Annotated in this window: 15 protein-coding genes and 2 pseudogenes; 16 read left to right on the top strand and 1 reads right to left on the bottom strand. The window is 65.4% G+C overall.

The genetic code is table 11. The features are described 5' to 3' along the window. Window positions 1–93: 93 nt before the first annotated feature. The 11 genes and pseudogenes from AVS7_RS10995 to AVS7_RS11045 all read left to right on the top strand — a co-directional run. Window positions 94–528: pseudogene (locus AVS7_RS10995) on the top strand (DUF932 domain-containing protein); the annotation flags it as partial. Between the two features lie 23 nt (window positions 529–551). Beyond that, window positions 552–833 carry an AlpA family transcriptional regulator gene (locus AVS7_RS11000; RefSeq protein WP_003107109.1) on the top strand — a complete coding sequence of 94 codons (282 nt, stop codon included), beginning with the start codon at window positions 552–554 and terminating at the stop codon, window positions 831–833. A 26-nt stretch (window positions 834–859) separates the two neighbouring features. Further along, window positions 860–1,717, top strand: coding sequence for a replication initiator protein A (locus tag AVS7_RS11005; RefSeq protein WP_020228438.1), 858 nt, complete (start codon window positions 860–862; stop codon window positions 1,715–1,717). Window positions 1,718–1,947: 230 nt separating this feature from the next. Next, entirely contained in the window at window positions 1,948–2,586 is a 639-nt protein-coding gene (gene parA, locus AVS7_RS11010) for a ParA family partition ATPase (protein ID WP_034690657.1), read from the top strand. Then, window positions 2,583–2,855, top strand: coding sequence for a hypothetical protein (locus tag AVS7_RS11015; protein ID WP_020228440.1), 273 nt, complete (start codon window positions 2,583–2,585; stop codon window positions 2,853–2,855). Before parA ends, AVS7_RS11015 begins: the two co-directional genes overlap by 4 nt. Further along, window positions 2,852–3,385 carry a DUF2840 domain-containing protein gene (locus tag AVS7_RS11020; protein WP_020228441.1) on the top strand — a complete coding sequence of 178 codons (534 nt, stop codon included), beginning with the start codon at window positions 2,852–2,854 and terminating at the stop codon, window positions 3,383–3,385. Before AVS7_RS11015 ends, AVS7_RS11020 begins: the two co-directional genes overlap by 4 nt. After that, window positions 3,382–3,978, top strand: coding sequence for a S26 family signal peptidase (locus AVS7_RS11025; protein WP_024001346.1), 597 nt, complete (start codon window positions 3,382–3,384; stop codon window positions 3,976–3,978). The genes AVS7_RS11020 and AVS7_RS11025 overlap by 4 nt, the downstream gene beginning before the upstream one ends. Before the next feature lie 448 nt (window positions 3,979–4,426). Beyond that, on the top strand, window positions 4,427–6,421 hold the full coding sequence (locus AVS7_RS11030; RefSeq protein WP_020228443.1) for a relaxase/mobilization nuclease and DUF3363 domain-containing protein: 1,995 nt from the start codon (window positions 4,427–4,429) through the stop codon (window positions 6,419–6,421). A 215-nt stretch (window positions 6,422–6,636) separates the two neighbouring features. Beyond that, complete coding sequence (locus tag AVS7_RS11035; RefSeq protein ID WP_024001347.1) at window positions 6,637–7,980, top strand: ferric reductase-like transmembrane domain-containing protein; 1,344 nt, start codon at window positions 6,637–6,639, stop codon at window positions 7,978–7,980. A gap of 14 nt (window positions 7,981–7,994) precedes the next feature. Next, on the top strand, window positions 7,995–8,660 hold the full coding sequence (locus tag AVS7_RS11040) for a response regulator transcription factor (protein WP_011517534.1): 666 nt from the start codon (window positions 7,995–7,997) through the stop codon (window positions 8,658–8,660). Between the two features lie 3 nt (window positions 8,661–8,663). Beyond that, window positions 8,664–10,076: a HAMP domain-containing sensor histidine kinase gene (locus AVS7_RS11045; protein WP_024001348.1), complete on the top strand. Its 1,413-nt coding sequence runs from the start codon at window positions 8,664–8,666 to the stop codon at window positions 10,074–10,076. Between the two features lie 13 nt (window positions 10,077–10,089). Here AVS7_RS11045 and AVS7_RS11050 read toward each other — a convergent pair. Beyond that, window positions 10,090–10,371, bottom strand: a pseudogene (locus AVS7_RS11050) (VIT1/CCC1 transporter family protein); the annotation flags it as partial. 155 nt (window positions 10,372–10,526) lie between these two features. Between AVS7_RS11050 and AVS7_RS11055 the strand changes: the two are divergent. The 5 genes from AVS7_RS11055 to AVS7_RS23670 are packed head-to-tail and all read left to right on the top strand — an operon-like array spanning window position 10,527 to window position 16,790. After that, window positions 10,527–11,750, top strand: coding sequence for an efflux RND transporter periplasmic adaptor subunit (locus tag AVS7_RS11055; RefSeq protein WP_034690650.1), 1,224 nt, complete (start codon window positions 10,527–10,529; stop codon window positions 11,748–11,750). Between the two features lie 13 nt (window positions 11,751–11,763). After that, window positions 11,764–14,859 carry an efflux RND transporter permease subunit gene (locus AVS7_RS11060; protein WP_020228449.1) on the top strand — a complete coding sequence of 1,032 codons (3,096 nt, stop codon included), beginning with the start codon at window positions 11,764–11,766 and terminating at the stop codon, window positions 14,857–14,859. Further along, on the top strand, window positions 14,856–15,176 hold the full coding sequence (locus AVS7_RS11065; RefSeq protein ID WP_020228450.1) for a DUF3240 family protein: 321 nt from the start codon (window positions 14,856–14,858) through the stop codon (window positions 15,174–15,176). Before AVS7_RS11060 ends, AVS7_RS11065 begins: the two co-directional genes overlap by 4 nt. After that, entirely contained in the window at window positions 15,173–16,471 is a 1,299-nt protein-coding gene (locus tag AVS7_RS11070) for a TolC family protein (protein WP_229302609.1), read from the top strand. Before AVS7_RS11065 ends, AVS7_RS11070 begins: the two co-directional genes overlap by 4 nt. Next, complete coding sequence (locus AVS7_RS23670; protein WP_234450003.1) at window positions 16,452–16,790, top strand: hypothetical protein; 339 nt, start codon at window positions 16,452–16,454, stop codon at window positions 16,788–16,790. The genes AVS7_RS11070 and AVS7_RS23670 overlap by 20 nt, the downstream gene beginning before the upstream one ends. The last annotated feature ends 28 nt before the right edge of the window (window positions 16,791–16,818 follow it).

Consider the following 16,818-nt stretch of genomic DNA (forward strand, 5'->3'; position numbering starts at 1 on the left):
CAAAGCCGCGCCAGCTCTTGCTCGACGCCATCGGAGTGCCGGTCATCAACACAGATTTGTGACAGAGCCTTTTTCTTTGTCAGGAGAAATGCCATGCAACTCGCATCCCGCTTCGCTTCCCGTTCCCCGGTGCTGCGTTCGGAACGTCCCTTGTCCGATGACCAAATCCGGGCCGTGGCCCCGTCCATCTACGCGGAAGCCCCGCACGAAAGCCGCTCCGAGCGGTACAGCTACATCCCCACCGCCACCGTGCTGCAAGAACTGCGCGGGGAAGGCTTCGAGCCTTTCATGGTGACGCAAACCCGCGTGCGCCACGACGACCGCCGTGACTACACCAAGCACATGATCCGGCTGCGCCACGCCAGCCAGATCAACGGCCGCGAGGCCAACGAAATCATCCTGCTGAACTCCCATGACGGCACCAGCAGCTATCAGATGCTGGCCGGGATGTTCCGCTTTGTTTGCAGCAATGGCCTTGTCTGCGGTGACACCGTGGCCGACGTGCGCGTGCCGCACAAGGGCGGCGTTTTCAACCGATGGAGGTTCACACCATGCGTCCCGCTCCTTTGCGGCCTGCCGCCACTGTCTCGACCGCTGCCGCGCAGCCCCAACGCTATCTCACTAACGATGAAGCCGCCGAGTACCTGCGCCTGTCGCCGCGCACGCTGGAAAAGCAGCGCGTGATCGGCGGCGGCCCTCGCTTTCGCAAGTTCGGCCGCCGCGTCATGTACGCCGTGGCCGACCTCGATGCCTGGGCCGCCGACCGCAGTTTTGAGACGACCTCCGATCCCGAATACGCCGAGCACCACTCGGCCGACAGCCGTGCGCGCTGATCGGCGGCGCGCGGCAGGCCATCGCCATGTCCAGCTCCGCGCTGCCGTCCCGGCAGCGGCCGTTGCAGGAGCGCGAACAGCTCGACCTGTTCCGCGCCTTGCCCGGCGACATGGCGCCGCGCGACAGCCAGGACTTGATGGCCTATCCGTTCTTCTCGCTCGGCAAGTCCAAGCGGGTCAAGCCCATCGACTTCCGTGCGGGCAACGTGACGATCCGCGTGGAAGGCACGCAGGAGCACGGCATCGCCACGATTTGGGATGCGGACGTGCTGATATGGGCTGCCTCGCAGATCGTGGAGGCAAAGGACGCGGGCTTGCGCCCGTCGCGGCTGATGCGCGCGACGCCCTACGAGATCCTGCGCTTCATCGGGCGCGGCAAGTCGCTGCGCGACTACCAGCGCCTCAAGGCCGCGCTCGACCGGCTGCAATCGACCACGGTGGCCACGTCCATCCGCGAGACGACCGGGCGGCGCCTGCATCGCTTCTCGTGGATCAACGAATGGAAGGAGCTGGCCGATGCCAGCGGCACGCCGCTGGGCATCGAACTGATCCTGCCGGACTGGTTCTACGCCGGCGTGCTCGACGCTGCCCTGGTGCTGACCATCGACCCGGCGTATTTCCGGCTCACCGGCGGCATCGAGCGGTGGCTGTACCGCCTGGTGCGCAAGCACGGCGGCAAGCAGGCATACGGCTGGCAGTTCGACTTTCGCTATCTGCACCAGAAGTCCGGCAGCACCGCGAAGCCCTACGACTTCGCCTGCGATCTGCGTGCGCTCGTCGCGCGGCAGTCGCTGCCCGGTTACGTCCTGGGCATCGAGCGGATGCCCGACAACGGCATGGAGCTGCTGACGTTCCGGCCCGTGCCGCAGACGGCACGGGGATAACTTCGGGAAAACCTGTGAATGGTGTCGTGCTATCAGGCGTGCAGGGTATCGTGCTATCAGACGTGCCGATCGGCCGCAAACCCGTGCCAGTATTGGGTTTGCGCGCCCTCTAACTTCCCTAACTTAATTTCTCTAACTTTTAGTAGGGAAACGCCGCTGCGGTGGATAACCACCACGCGGCCACAAGCACAGCAGCAAAAGCCCCGCTTTCCAGCATGGAGGGCGCGGCCATGATCGTCGCTCTGCTCAACCAGAAAGGCGGCGTTGGCAAGACCACGCTCGCCACGCACATCGCCGGCGAGCTGGCGATGCGCGGCCAGCACGTCGTTCTGCTGGACGCCGATCCGCAGGGTTCATCGCTCGACTGGACACAGCGCAGAAGCCAGCAAGGCTTGCCACGGCTGTTCAGCGCCGTGGGCCTCGCACGCGAAACGCTGCACCAAGAGGCGCCAGAACTCGCCAGGCGGGCTGATCACGTCATCATCGACGGCCCGCCACGCATCGCGGCGCTGGCGCGCTCCGCGCTGTTGGCGGCCGAGCGCGCGCTGATCCCCGTGCAGCCCAGCCCTTACGACCTGTGGGCCAGCGCCGAGATGGTGGCGCTGATCCGCGAGGCACAGGTGTTCCGGCCTGCGCTGCGCGCGGCCTTCGTCATCAATCGGCGCGTCAGTACCACCGTGATCGGGCGCGAAGCGCGCCAGGCGCTGGCCGACCAACCGCTTCCTGCGCTGCGCGCGGAAGTGCATCAGCGCATCGTGTTCGCCGACAGCGTGGCCGCTGGCCGGCTTGCACGCGAGACAGCGCCCGACGGCGCCGCCGCGCGTGAAGTCACCGCGCTGGTGGACGAACTGTTGCGGTGGACGCCATGACGGCGAAGCCGCCACCCCGCGCAAAGCGCGTCGGCATCGGCGCGCGTCCACCTGCGAATCCGCACGCCGAGGCGTGGATTCGCCAGGGTGACGCCGATGCACTGGGCAAGGGCGACCTCTACACGGCTCGCCTCACCCTCGACATCACGCCCGCCATGCGGGCGCGCATCAAGGTTTCGGCTTTCACGCAGGGCGTGACCGTGGCCGACCTGCTGCGCAGCCTGCTGGAGCGGGAGTTTCCAGAACACCGCAGGGAGAACACCCCATGACCGCATCCGCTTCGCCTGCCGCTGGCGCGGCTACGGCTGCGCTCGCAGCACCTTCCGGCCAGCCTGCCAGCGCGCCGCTGACGCGCGTGGCGCTGGCCTACATCGAACCGCGCTTCAAGCTCTACCTGCGCTTCGGCGACCCCGCGCGCACGCTACAGCTCGACCGCTGGCGGCGCTGCGCGGTGTTCCTGCCGGGCGCGATGTTCTGCCGCATCCGCTGGCAGGCCAACGACTACGGCACCGTGCGTTGGCAGCTCATGGTGATGCAGGCTTGCACGCCGCTGGATGCGGCGCAGCGCATCCCCGGCGTGCAGCCGGGCGCACGCCTGCTGCTGCACGCCGAGGGCGAGAACCCGGTGCGCACCGTGCTGGAGCGCATCGACGTCATCGAGGCGCTGGGCATCGCACCCGCCACTGTCTCGCCCGCGTACTGGCGCACGCTCGCCAACCGGCTCGCCGCGCGCCTGCCGCTGCCCGAATACACCGCCGAGCGGCACGCCGCATGGCTCATCGGGAGGGCATTGCCATGACCGCCGTTTCCACTGCCGGCACCGCGCCGCATCCTCGCTCGCCCCGCGCACGCTTGCGCGCTCGCCTCGTGCTAGCGGGCCTGTCCGCCTGCGGCCTCGCTGCGCTGGCCTGGGCGTCCTTCGTGCATCCGCTGCCGCGCCTGATCTACAACCCGTCCGACAGCGTGGCGGTCGGCTGGTATCGCGTCGATCCGCTGGGCCACGGCACCGCCTCGCTGCCACGTCCTTTGTCCGTGGGCTGCATCGTCCTGACCACGCTGCCGCCAGATGCCGCCGCGCTTGCTGCGCAACGCGGCTACCTGCCGGCGCGCGTGCCACTGCTCAAGCGCGTGGGCGCCGTCGCACCGCAGGAGGTGTGTATCACTGGCCGCGTCGTCCGCATCGACGGCGTGCCTTCGGCCGCCGTGCTGCCTGCTGACCGCTGGGGCCGGCCGCTGCCATCCTGGCAGCAATGCCGCCGCCTCGATTCCGGCGAACTGTTCCTCTTGAGTGCGACCAACCCGGCGTCGTTCGACAGCCGGTATTTCGGGCCGGTCAGCGCATCCGCCGTGATCGGCGTCGCGCATCCGGTCTGGCTGGAGTCCCGCCCATGATGGCCGTCAATTCGCTGCACGTCGCCGTGCATCTCATCGTGCCATCGGGTGTGTCGTTCTGCTGGTCGTTGCCGTGTCGTCGCGCGTGCAGTGCGAGCGCATCCGCACCGCACTTCGCGCTGCCTTCGGCGCAGCCGTCCAACGTGCAGGCGTCTTGCCTCGAACGCGCCCGGCCTGTGGCCGTCGCCGCGTTCGCCGGTGCGCTGGCTGCTCGCCCAGCAGCGCCGCCGGGCCGCCGCGGCCCGGAGCGTCAGCGAGGGGGAAAGGCGGAAGGCAAGACAAAAGGGGGCGGCACCTGTCGGCCCGCAAAGCCAGTCTGCAAGTGGGGGTGGCGCGGCACGGCGCGGCTTCGCCGCCGTGCCGCTGGGGGCGCGTGGCCCGCGCCGATACAGACATGTCCGCGTGCTTTGCACGACCGGACACGCCGGAGCTTGCAGGGAGCGCAGCCATGACCAACCGCCGCGACGACGATTTCCGCATCCGTCCCAGCGCCCCGAAGAACCGGGGCAAGAGTCAGGGCCAGAGCTTCATTTCCAAGGTGCTCAAGCAGGCGGGCAAAGCCAGCAGCGGCAAGTCCTCGGTGCGCCGCCCGGCATCGGCTGGCGGCGGCAAGACCACTGGCCAGCGACCCGGCTCGCGTCTTGGGCGTGGGCATACGGCGGCGCGCTTCGCGGGCGCGAAGCTCACACCCATGTCGCGGCGCGTGACCATCAAGACCTTGCTGGTCAACCAGCAGCGGGCCAGCCCACAGTCGCTCGCCAAGCACCTGCGCTACATCGAGCGCGATGGTGTGGGCCGGGACGGTGAGCCAGGCCGGGCCTACGGGCCGCAGACCGATGAAGCCGATCTTGATGCCTTCAAGGAACGCTGCGCCGACGACCGGCACCATTTCCGCTTCATCGTTTCCCCCGAGGATGGCGCCGAGCTCGAAGACCTGCGCACCTACACGCGGCATCTGATGGGGCGCATGGAAGCCGACCTGGGCACGCGGCTGGAATGGGTGGCTGTCGATCACTGGAACACCGACAACCCGCACACCCACCTGATCGTGCGCGGGCGCGACGACACCGGCAAACACCTCATCATCGCGGGCGACTACATCGCCGATGGCTTTCGGTATCGCGCGGCCGAGCTGGCGACCGAATGGCTGGGGCCACGCACCGAGCTGGAGATCCAGCAGGCCTTGCGGCGCGAGGTGGAGCAGGAACGGTGGACGAGCCTGGATCGCACGCTCAAGCGCGAGGTCGGCGACGATGGCCAAGTGCAGATCGAACGCTTCAACGAACCGCGGCTGCAACGCCAGCGCCTGCTGCTGATCGGCCGCCTGCAGCGTTTGCAGCGCCTGGGCCTGGCCGACGAGGTGCAGCCCGGCACCTGGGGCATTCATGCCGATGCGGAGAAGACCTTGCGTGCCCTGGGCGAGCGTGGCGACATCATCCGCACCCTACAGCGGGCCATGAGCGGCGCGCCGCGCGAACTGTCGGTGTTCGAGCCGGGTGATGACGGCCGCACGATCGTCGGCCGCGTGGCCGCGAAGGGGCTGGCCGACGAGCTGCGCGACCGCGGCTATCTGGTCATCGACGGTGTGGACGGCAAGGCTCACTATGTCGCGCTCAATGCTCGCGACGAGCTGGCGAACTATCCGACCGGCGCCGTGGTGGAGGTGAAGGGGGCGGCCGACGTGCGCGCGGCCGACAAGAACATCGCCGCGCTGGCGAGCGGTGGCCTCTACCGCGCCGATCATCACCTCGCCATTGCACAAGGTCAGGCCGTGCCCGGCCGAGATCCGCAGGAAGTCGTGGCGGCCCACATCCGCCGCCTGGAAGCCCTGCGCCGTGCCGGTATCGTGGAACGGGTGGCCGACGGGCTATGGAAGGTGCCGGACGATCTGCCCGAGCGTGGCCGCCAATACGACGCGCAGCGCCTGGGCGGCGTGGCCGTGGAAGTGAAATCGCACCTGTCCATCGAGCGGCAGGCGCGCGCGATCGGGGCTACCTGGCTCGACCAGCAGTTGATCGGCGGCGGCTCGGGTCTGTGCGACCTGGGCTTTGGAGCGGAGGCCAAGCAGGCGATGCAGCAGCGCGCCGACTTCCTGGCCGAACAGGGACTGGCCGAGCGGCGTGGGCAGCGCGTAATCTTCGCGCGCAACCTGTTGGGCACGCTGCGCAATCAGGAACTGGCGCAGGCCGCGAAGGATATTTCCGCCGAAACTGGCCTGGAGCATCGGCCCGTGGCCGACGGGCAACGGGTAGCTGGCATCTACCGACGCAGCGTCATGCTTGCCAGCGGGCGCTACGTGATGCTCGATGACGGCAAAGGATTCTCGCTCGTGCCGTGGAAGCCAGTGATCGAGCAACGGCTGGGGCAGCAGCTTTCCGCGACGGTTCGCGGCGGCGGGGTGTCCTGGGAGATTGGGCGGCATCGGGGGCCAACCATTTCTTGAGTCAAGGTAATGCCACAAGCCGGTGGGCAAAGTTAGATTTTTTCCATAGATGGGTGATCAATCCAAATCGTTACCAAAGGTTGGGATGCCAAAATTAGAATTATCTGTAATTTCGGATACACGGCCACATTCAAAGGCACGCTATCGCGTATATGGATTGATGGTTTCCGACCAGTGCCGCATGCGCCTTCCGCAGAATTTGGGGCAAATCCACGATGAAGAGAATAATTTGGACGTTCTGGTTTTTTGCGCTGGCATTGAGCGCTCTATGGCTTTTTACCGATACGCTCTGGCCTGCACAGCCCAACTACTTCGCCCTGCGAACGGTATGGATTCAATACAGCGGCGTACTGGCCATCGGCGCGATGTCCGTGGCGATGATGTTGGCCACGCGCCCGGCGTGGCTGGAGCCCAGCTTGAACGGACTGGACAAGATGTACCGCCTGCACAAGTGGCTCGGCATCGCTGCTCTGGCCGCTGCAACAGTACACTGGCTGTGGGCGAAGGGTACTAAGTGGGCCGTAGGCTGGGGCTGGCTGACGCGCCCGGCGCGCAAGCCCCGCGCAACGGCTGATTCAATGGGCTCCATTGAATCGGCGCTGCGTGGCTGGCGCGGACTGGCCGAGAACTTGGGCGAATGGGCCTTCTACGCCGTCGCCGTGCTACTGGTGCTGGCTTTGGTTAAGCGCTTTCCCTACCGGCTGTTCGCCAAGACGCACCACTGGATGGCAGCGATCTACTTGGTGCTGGCCTTCCACACCTTGGTGTTGGTGCAGTTCTCCTACTGGGCCCAGCCCGTGGGCTGGGCTTTGGCTATGCTGCTGGCGAGCGGCACGGTATCGGCGGTGTGGGTGCTGCTGGGCCGAGTCGGTGCGCAGCGCACCGCGCACGGTGTCATCGAATCGCTGCAGACCTACCCTGCGCTGAACGTGCTGGAAACCACCCTGCGGATGGACCCGGGCTGGCCCGGCCACCGGCCCGGACAGTTTGCCTTCGCCATGTCCAACCCGAAAGAAGGCCCGCACCCCTACACGCTAGCCTCAGCCTGGGTGCCGGAAGACCGGCGCATTACCTTCATCACCAAGGCGCTGGGCGACCACACCCGCCGGCTGCCTGAGCGCCTACGGGTAGGCGACCAGGTAACGGTCGAGGGGCCTTACGGCTGCTTCACTTTCGACGACGAGAAGGCCCGCCAGATCTGGATCGGCGCCGGCATCGGTATCACGCCATTCATTGCGCGCATGAAGTATTTGGCGCAGCATAAAGGCCAAGACGCACGCCCGGTCGATTTGTTTCATCCTACGAGCGACGTTGATCCGCAGGCCATCGAGAAACTGCGCGCCGACAGCCAGGCGGCCGGCGTTGTGCTGCACCTGCTCATCGACAAGCAGAACGGTCGCCTGACGGGTGAACGCCTGCGTGCCATGGTGCCGGGTTGGAAAGACGCCAGCGTCTGGTTCTGCGGCCCCACGGCCTTCGGCCGCGCGTTGCGCGCCGACCTGCTGGCCCAGGGGCTGGAGCCGGAGGCGTTCCACCAGGAGCTTTTCGAGATGCGCTGAACGGAAGAAAGCACATGCGCGTATTGATCGTGGAAGACTCGCAAACGCTGGCCGAAGCCCTGAGCCAGAGCCTTCAGTCGGAAGGCTATGCCTGCGATACAGCAGCCGATGGCGTGTCCGCGCTGAAGTTTCTTGCCAGCTACCGGTACGACGCCATCATTCTGGACTTGATGCTGCCCCGGCTGGACGGCTTTGGCGTGTTGCGCGCATTGGGCCGGGAGGCCCATGCCGCACCGGTGTTGGTGCTCTCCGCGCGCGAACTGCTCGACGACCGGGTGCGGGCCTTGGATGCGGGTGCCGATGACTACCTGACAAAACCCTTCGAGCTAGCCGAACTTCTGGCTCGCCTGCGGGCGCTAGTACGGCGTCCGCCGCAACGGGACGTTCCAGTTCTGCGCCACGGCGATCTGGAGGTCGATCCGCGCTCGCGCATCGCGAGGTTCAAGTGCATTGATCTTGGGCTCACGCCGAAGGAGTATGGACTGCTCGACTTGCTGCTGCGTCGGCGCGGCGCCACGCTGTCGCGCTCGCAGATTTTTGAACATTTGTACGACAGCCGCAGCGATGCATCGGACAAAGTGGTAGAGGTGATCGTCAGCACCTTGCGAACCAAGCTTGCCCAGTGCGGCCTGGATGAACTGATCGTGACACGCCGTGGCTTCGGCTACATCCTGCCCTGAACGATGGTACGTCCCGATTCCGAAGCCCTTTCTGATGCGAGTCAAGGCGGATCCTGGTCCTTGCAGCGGCGGCTGGCTGCCAGCTTGGTGATCTGCATTGGAGGAACCTTCGCGATCCTGTTTCCCGTCCTCGACTACTGGATTGACCACGAAATCTATCGACGGATGGATACCACCCTGATGCAACGATCAGCGGCGGTGGGGCGCGTGCTGCAGGAGTTGGATGCGAGAAAGCTCGAAAGCCTCATGCCGGAATATGAGCCTGGCGGGCATACCGAGTTCTTCACGGTCTTCGATTCGCAGACCCACCGGGCCTTGCTACGCTCTCCCAGCAGTGCAGGCGCCGAGCTATCGCTTGGCCCGGTGGAGCAAGGCACCCCGCGCTATTACGACGTGACACTTCCGGATGGCCACGCGGGCCGCGCGCTGGCGACGCGCGTGTCGGTAACTGGAGAGAGGTCTCAGCTATTAGTCGTCGCAACAGAACGCCGGGATTGGGATCAAACCGAGCGGCGCATCCACTTTGCGCTCTTGGGCGGTATTGTGCTGGCAACGCTGCTAGCGACGGGCCTGGCGCTGCTCATGGTTCGGCATATCGTGGTCATGCTGGAGCGGGTCGGCGAGCAACTGGCCGATCTGCGTTCGGATCGGCCGATTGCGCGGATCGGAGCGGACTTTCCCCGTGAACTGCGTCCGTTTGCCGAAGCCTTCAATCAGGGCTTGCATCACCTGTATGCGGCCATTGTCCGCGAGCGCCGCTTCTCCCGCGATGTGGCCCACGAGTTGCGCACGCCCCTGGCGGAAATCCGCATCAGCGCAGAAAGCGCTTTGATCGATGCCGACCCGGCCCGAATCCAGCGCGCCCTGAATGCAATGATCCAGGCCAGTTCACGCATGCAGCGCAGTGTGGACACTCTGCTGTTGTTGGCGCGTCTTGAGTCCGGCCAACACACACTGGCGCTGGATCCTCTGGATCTGACAGCTTTGCTGCAAGAGTTACTGGCGGGACTCAACGTCCAGAAAATGGCACCCAAGTCACCCATCCGCGTGACTTTGCCTGAATCAGCATGGGTGCAAAGTGATCAGGGCGTGATCGAACGCATCCTCTCCAACCTCTTGCGCAATGCCATTGAATACGCGCCCGAAGGCGACGACATTCAATGTAGGTTGGAGCTCGAGGCATCCGGCTGGATGTTAACCATCGTCAACACAGCTCCCAATTTGCAGGCATCCGATCTAGATCAATTCGGCCTTCGCTTCTGGCGCAAGGATTCCGAAGGCGGCACGGCGCATCACGCTGGACTGGGACTGGCGCTGGCCCTGGCTCTCGCGCATGCCATAGACCTGCCGCTGGCGTTCTCACTGGACAACGGTCGGCTGTCCGCGCGGCTTGGCCCTTGGCCACCGCTGCTCTGAGATTGACGCAGATCTACACCGCAGTGCCGAACATGGCTCCCACGCCCGCTGTCACCGCCATGGCAAATGTGCCCCAGAACGCGACGCGCAGCGCACTTTTGAAGAGCGGCGTACCACCCACGGCAGCAGCCGCAGCGCCGAGCAGGGCCAGGAAGACAATCGCCGTCGCGACGATCCAATAGAGCAGGCTCTGCTCTGGCGCCAGCAGAACCACAGCCAGCGGCATGGCCGCGCCCACGGCGAAGCTCCCGGCGGACGCCATTGCAGCTTGCAGCGGGCGAGCGCTCAAAGCTTTCTCAAAGCTTCACCGAAGAACATGAGCTGATCTTTACAAGAGATCGACCGCATGTTTCGCCTCATTAACCTCGCGCACCGCTTCATATGCGACGAATTTTCAATTCGCGCTGTGTGCTCTCTACTCTGCTCTACGTCATTTGGGGCGGCACAAGCATGAGCTTCCCGACCTTGAAAGCGGCGGGCACCTCCAGCCGAACCAAGACCTTGGCCCTGTCCGCCGTCGGTGTGGCAGTTCTGGCTGCCGTAGGGTACGGCTGGTGGGCTTGGGCAACCCAGCAGACAACCGTAGCCGATAAAGACGCGAGCGAAGCTGTCGCCCAACCGAACGCTGGCGGCGTTCACCTCAATGCCACTCAGCTTCGCGCGCAGGGTGTGGAAACCGCACTCGTCAAGGATGCTGCAGTGATACCGCTGGATAGCTTACCCGCGCAGACGGTGGCACCACTCTCGGCTAGCGCGCAGGTCGTGGCGCCATATGGCGGTGTGGTGACGCGCGTTCTGGTCGATGAAGGCGCCGCAGTGCGCCAAGGTCAGGCACTGGCGCGCATCCAGAGCAAGGACGTTCTGGCGTCTCAGGCTGATCTGGCGCGTGCCCGCACCGAAGCGGCGGTGGCTACGGCGCAGGCCCGGCGCGATGCCACGCTCTTGGCCGAGGGCATCATCCCAGCCACGCGCAACGAGCAAACCCAGGCGCGCGCGGCGGCTGCGCAAAGTACGTTGCAAGAGGCCAATGGCGCCCTCGCACGGCTTCGACCCGTTAGCGGCGGGCAGGCCGGCGAGTATGAATTGCTGGCGCCTTTGTCCGGGCGGGTGATGCGTCGTCACCTGAGCCTCGGGCAGGCGGTCGCGCCGCTCGACATCGCCTTCATAGTGGCTCAGCCTGGCCCGCTGGATGTCAGCGTCGCGGTTCCGCTGCGCTGGCGCTCGGATCTCCACCCAGGCTTGGAAGTGCGTCTTCCCGATGGCACGATCGCTCGCGTGACGGCTGTTGGTGGCGACACTGACCTCAGTAGTCAGAGCCTGCGGGTACGTGCCCGCGTCGATGCAGATCAGGCAGGGGCAGACCGCTATGCGGCCGGGCAGCAGATCAGTGTCGCGCTGTTGCTGCCAGCACCGCAGGGCACCTTGAGCGTGCCATCGTCCGCACTGCTGCCAGCGGGCAGCGCCCACGTGGTCTACGTTGCTGAGCCGTCATCGCAAGACAAGCACGGCGACCTACGCGTCCGCGCTGTTCCGGTGCGACTGCTGGGGCAAGACGAATCAGAGGCGTCAAGCGCCGTGCGTGCCGTCTCGCCAGACACTGCGCCGCTTGCGGCAGGCATGCAGGTCGTCGTGCGCGGTACGGCACTGCTTAAATCCATGATTCCATTGCAATGAGGGGCGACCACGCATGTTGTCCCGTCTGATTGAATTTTCCCTGCGCCAACGTGCGCTGGTACTGCTTGGCGTGCTGGCTTTGGCGGGTGCGGGCCTGGTGGCCTTCCTGCAACTGCCGATCGACGCCTATCCGGATATTTCCCCCACGCAGGTCAAGCTGATTATCAAGGCCCCTGGCATGACGCCTGAGGAGGTGGAGTCGCGCGTGATAACGCCGCTGGAGATGGAGTTGCTCGGCGTGCCGCGGGGCGTGATGCTGCGCTCCACGGCCAAGTACGCCATCGCCGACATCACGGTGGACTTCGCCGAAGGCAGCGACATCTACTGGGCGCGTCAGCAGGTGGCTGAACGCTATGCCGGCGTTTCGGGCAGCCTGCCCGAAGGCGTCAGCGGCGGGCTGGCGCCGATTTCGACACCGCTGTCGGACGTGTTCATGTTCACCATCGAAGGCGGTGGCCTCACGTTGAGCGAGCGCCGCGCCCTGCTGGACTGGACGCTGCGCCCGGCCCTGCGCACGCTGCCCGGTGTTGCTGATGTCAACGTGCTGGGTGGAGAAGCCAAGAGCTTTGTTGTGGTGCCGGATCGCGCACGGCTTTCCGCTGCGGGCCTCAGCTTCTCTGATGTCATCACGGCGATCAGCCGCAACAACCGAAATGACGGTGCGGGCCGCCTGGATGCAGGCGAAGACACGCTGATCGTGCGCGCTGAAGGCGCGATCCACACTTTGGACGATTTATCCCGCCTAATCCTGCGCGCGGGGGCCAATGGTACGGCCCCAGTTCGCCTGGGCGACGTGGCCCAGGTGCGCATCGAAGGCGTGACGCGCTATGGCGCCGTCACCCGGGACGGCGCGGGCGAAGCGGTGGAAGGCATCGTGGTGGCGCTGCGCGGGGCCGATGCCTCGGCGCTGGTCAAAGCCATTCGAGCTCGGCTGGACGAGTTGACTCCCAGCCTGCCGCCCGGCGTCAAGGTGGTGCCGTTCTATGACCGCAGCACGCTGATCGAGCGCGCTGTGGGCACGGTGGAAAGCGCCTTGCTGGAGGCGACCGTACTGGTCGTCATCCTGCTGCTTCTGTTCCTCGGCGAGCTTCGCGCCGCACTGGTGGTGGCGGTGATGGTGCCTTTGGCGGCACTGGGCACCTTCCTTTTGATGCGTCTGGTCGGCATGAGCGCCAACCTGATGAGCCTGGGAGGCCTCGCGATCGCCATCGGCATGCTGGTGGACGCTGCCGTAGTGGTGGTGGAAAACGCCGTCAGTCGGCTCGACCCGCACGCGCCCAGTGCGCACCAGCCGCGCCTGCACCGCATATTCGCCGCGGCGCACGAGGTCGCCATGCCTGTGGCCTCGGGCATCCTCATCATCTGTCTGACCTTCATGCCCCTGCTCACACTGCAAGGGTTGGAAGGCAAACTGTTTGTGCCGGTGGCGCTGACCATCGTATTCGCCCTGGGCGTCTCGCTGCTGCTGTCGCTCACGCTGGTGCCGGTGCTGGCCTCGCTGCTGCTCAAGGAACATGCTCACACCGAGCCGTGGGCGATGCGCTGGGCCACGCGACTGTACCAACCGCTGCTGGAGGCTGCGCTTCACCACCCGCTACGCGCATCGGCGGTCGCCATCGCGGCCCTGGCATTGGGTGTGGTGGCCTACCTCGGCACGGGCAAGGCGTTCATGCCGACGATGGACGAGGGCGATATCCTGCTGCAACTGCAAAAGCCGCCGTCCATTGGGTTGCAGCGCTCGCTGGAGATTGACCTGGCGGTGCAGAAGGCCATCGGTGCGGCGGTGCCCGAGGTGCGGCACAGCATCGGGCGGGTGGGCTCCGACGAGCTGGGGCTCGACCCGATGGGCCTGAACGAAACCGACCTGTTCATGCAGCTCGCACCGCGCAAGGATTGGCATGCAGCCGACAAGGACGCGTTGAGTGCCGAGATACGCAAGGTGATGGATGCCTTCCCCGGCCTGGAATTCGGCTTTACCCAGCCCATCGAGATGCGCATCTCGGAAATGCTCACCGGCAGCCGGGGCGACGTGGCCGTCAAGCTATTCGGCCCTGATCTGCAAACGCTGGGCGATCTGGCGCAGCGCATGGCCGCTCGCATCGAGAAAGTGCCCGGTGCGCGCGACGTGCTCACCCAGGCCAGCGACAGCGTGGAATACCTGCAGGTGAAGGTGGATGCGCAGGCGGCGGGGCGCGCCGGACTGGCCGTGACGCAGGTTCAGGACGAGCTGCGCGCGCAGCTCGAAGGCGTGCCGGCCGGGCTGGTGATCGAGCCGGACAGGCGCACGCCCATCGTGGTGCGCGGCGACGCCCGCCTACGCGGCTCAGCCGAGCGCTTCAAGGACTTGCAGCTCGCCCGCGGAGATCAGGGCGAAATCCCATTGACCTCGCTGGCGCGCATCGCCACCACCGATGGCCCGGTACTGGTGCGGCGCGAGAACGGCTCGCGCTTCGCGCTGATCCAGTCCAGCGTGAGCGGGCGCGATCTGGTCGGCTTCGTAGATGAAGCGCGCGAAGCCGTGGCGCGCGACGTGCCGCTACCACCCGGCTACCGCGTCGAATGGGGCGGGCAGTTTGAGAACCAGCAACGTGCAGCGGCCCGCCTAGGCATGGTGGTGCCGGTAGCCCTGGGGCTGATTTTCTTCGTGCTGTTCATGACCTTCGGCTCGGTGCGGCAGGCCGCGCTCATCCTCGGCAACGTGCCGTTTGCCATGGTCGGCGGCGTGGCGGCGCTGTGGCTGTCGGGGCAGTACCTGTCGGTGCCTGCTTCGGTCGGCTTCATCGCGCTGCTGGGCATCGCCGTGCTCAACGGATTGGTGCTGGTGACGCACTTCAACCACCTGCACGCGCTAGGCCTGCCCATGGAACAGGTGGTGCGCGAAGGTTCGCTTCGACGGCTGCGTCCCGTGCTGATGACGGCTTCCATCACCGCCTTTGGCCTGGTGCCCCTGCTACTGGCCAGTGGCCCTGGCTCTGAGATCCAGCGCCCACTCGCCATCGTGGTGATTGGCGGACTGGTCAGTTCCACGGCGCTGACCCTGGTCCTGCTGCCGGTGCTGTACCGGCGATTCGGCCAGGCCATCTCCTCACAACAAGGAGTCCAAGCATGAACGGATGGAAAGAAGCGCAACTGGTGCGCCTGAATCTGGTGTTTCCACCCACGCTCGAAGACGCCGTCACCGATGCCCTGATGGCCGACCCGGTGCTGCCAGGGTTCACCCTGTTGCACGCCGAAGGGCATACCGGCGACTTCGCGCGCGCGTCCATTCGCGAGAAGGTTCGCGGCCGTGTGGATCGGCGCGTCATTTGGGTGTTGATCGAATACGAACAACTGGAACAGGTCCTGGCGCATCTGCGCCAGCGCATCGCGTCTAGCGATGTCCGCTGGTGGGTGGAGTCGGTGTTGGCAAGTGGAAGACTGGTATGACGAGTAAAAACAAAGGATGCAGCCTGGTACTACCGACTGGTGCCGTCATGGTGGCTATCGCGGCTTTGACATTTCATCCCGCGCAAGCGCGCGCCGATGATCTCTCTTGGCTGCCTCCGCAGGTGCAAGTCGAAGCGGCGATGAAAACCCAGCCGGTCGTGAATGCCGCAGCCGCTCGCTTGGACGCGGCTGCAGCCACGCAAAGCGCCCTTGAAACCGGTAGCCACGAGTTTGAACTCAGTAGCGGCCTACAACGTCGCAACGTGACCAACGAAGCGCGTCGCTACAACGAATGGGAAATCCAGCTCAGCCGTGCTGTTCGCTTGCCAAACAAGGCGCGTCTGGATCGGGAGATCGGCAACCTCACCCGCGGCGTGGCCGGTATGCGCCTTGAAGATGCCGAGCACCAGATGGCAAGGCGACTGCTGGAAGTCTGGGCCGGATGGCTGCGCAGTTTCATCGTGGCTGACGAGATGCAAGCGCAGGAAAAGTTGCTTAGACGTGAGCAGGAAGCAATGGCCCGCCGCGTGGCCCTGGGCGATGCGGCGCAGCGGGACAGCGACGTTCTGCAAGCCGAACGCGCGATGCTTGCAGCCCAGGTTAGCGCTGCGCGCGACGCAGAACGGGCAGCACGACAAACGATGGTGATCGAGTTCCCGGGCATTGAGATTCCCGCGCGGCCATCCACGCTGCCAGATCCCGATCCTTTGCCGGGCGGGGTACAGGAGTGGCTGGCGCGAATTGTGCGACAAAGCGTCGAAATCGGCATTGCCGATGGAGAGGCAGCGCGCCTTGCCAAGGTGGCCGAGCGAGGTCGCGCCAACCGCACGCCCGACCCTACAGTCGGGGTACGGATGATGTCTGAACGCGGTGGGACGGAACGTGTCATTGGCGTTGTCCTGACGGTGCCATTTGGCACTGACTATCGCAGTGCAATGGCTGCCACGGAAAGCGCCAACGCAGCTGCCGCAGAGGCAGAGGCGCTCGGCGTGCGGCGCGCGGTGGAGCAAAGTGCGTGGGTAGCCGCGCAGGCAGCTGAAAGTAAGCGCACGCAGTGGCAGTCATTCGCGCAGGCGCTGGCCGCGCAGACCACGGCCAGCAACCGCACGCGGCGAGCTTGGGAACTGGGAGAGGCCCCCTTGGCCGAATACCTCTTGACGTTGCGAAACCTGCGCCAGACACGCCTCGGTGAGGCACAGGCTCGCATCGATGCGCTGCAAGCGTCAGCACTGGTGCGTATCGATGCGCATGCGCTGTGGCATTCGAAGGAGGCACATGCCGATGCCCCTCAATGAATCCCGACTACTGGGCAACGCCCCACTATCCAACGCACCATTCGCACCTCGATTCTTAATCACTCATTTAGCGCTACCAGCGGGTGCGGCGCTGATCATCAGCAGTCTATTGATGGATGGCGGTGGGGACTTCTGGGTCGCCGATCATCTCTATCGCTTGCAGGGCAGCCGATGGGCTTTGCGGGATGCCTGGCTAACCAGCAACCTGCTGCATCGTGGTGGGAAGAATCTTTCCACCTTCCTGGCAATTGCGGTTGCAGCAACGTGCATCTGGGGGGCGTGTCCGAATTTTTGTGTAAACGGGTCGGACTTCAATTGACGGAGATGCGGTCTCCGAACTGAATGGT

Origin of the sequence: Acidovorax sp. MR-S7, assembly GCF_000400995.2 — a bacterium.
Lineage (GTDB): Bacteria > Pseudomonadota > Gammaproteobacteria > Burkholderiales > Burkholderiaceae_C > MR-S7.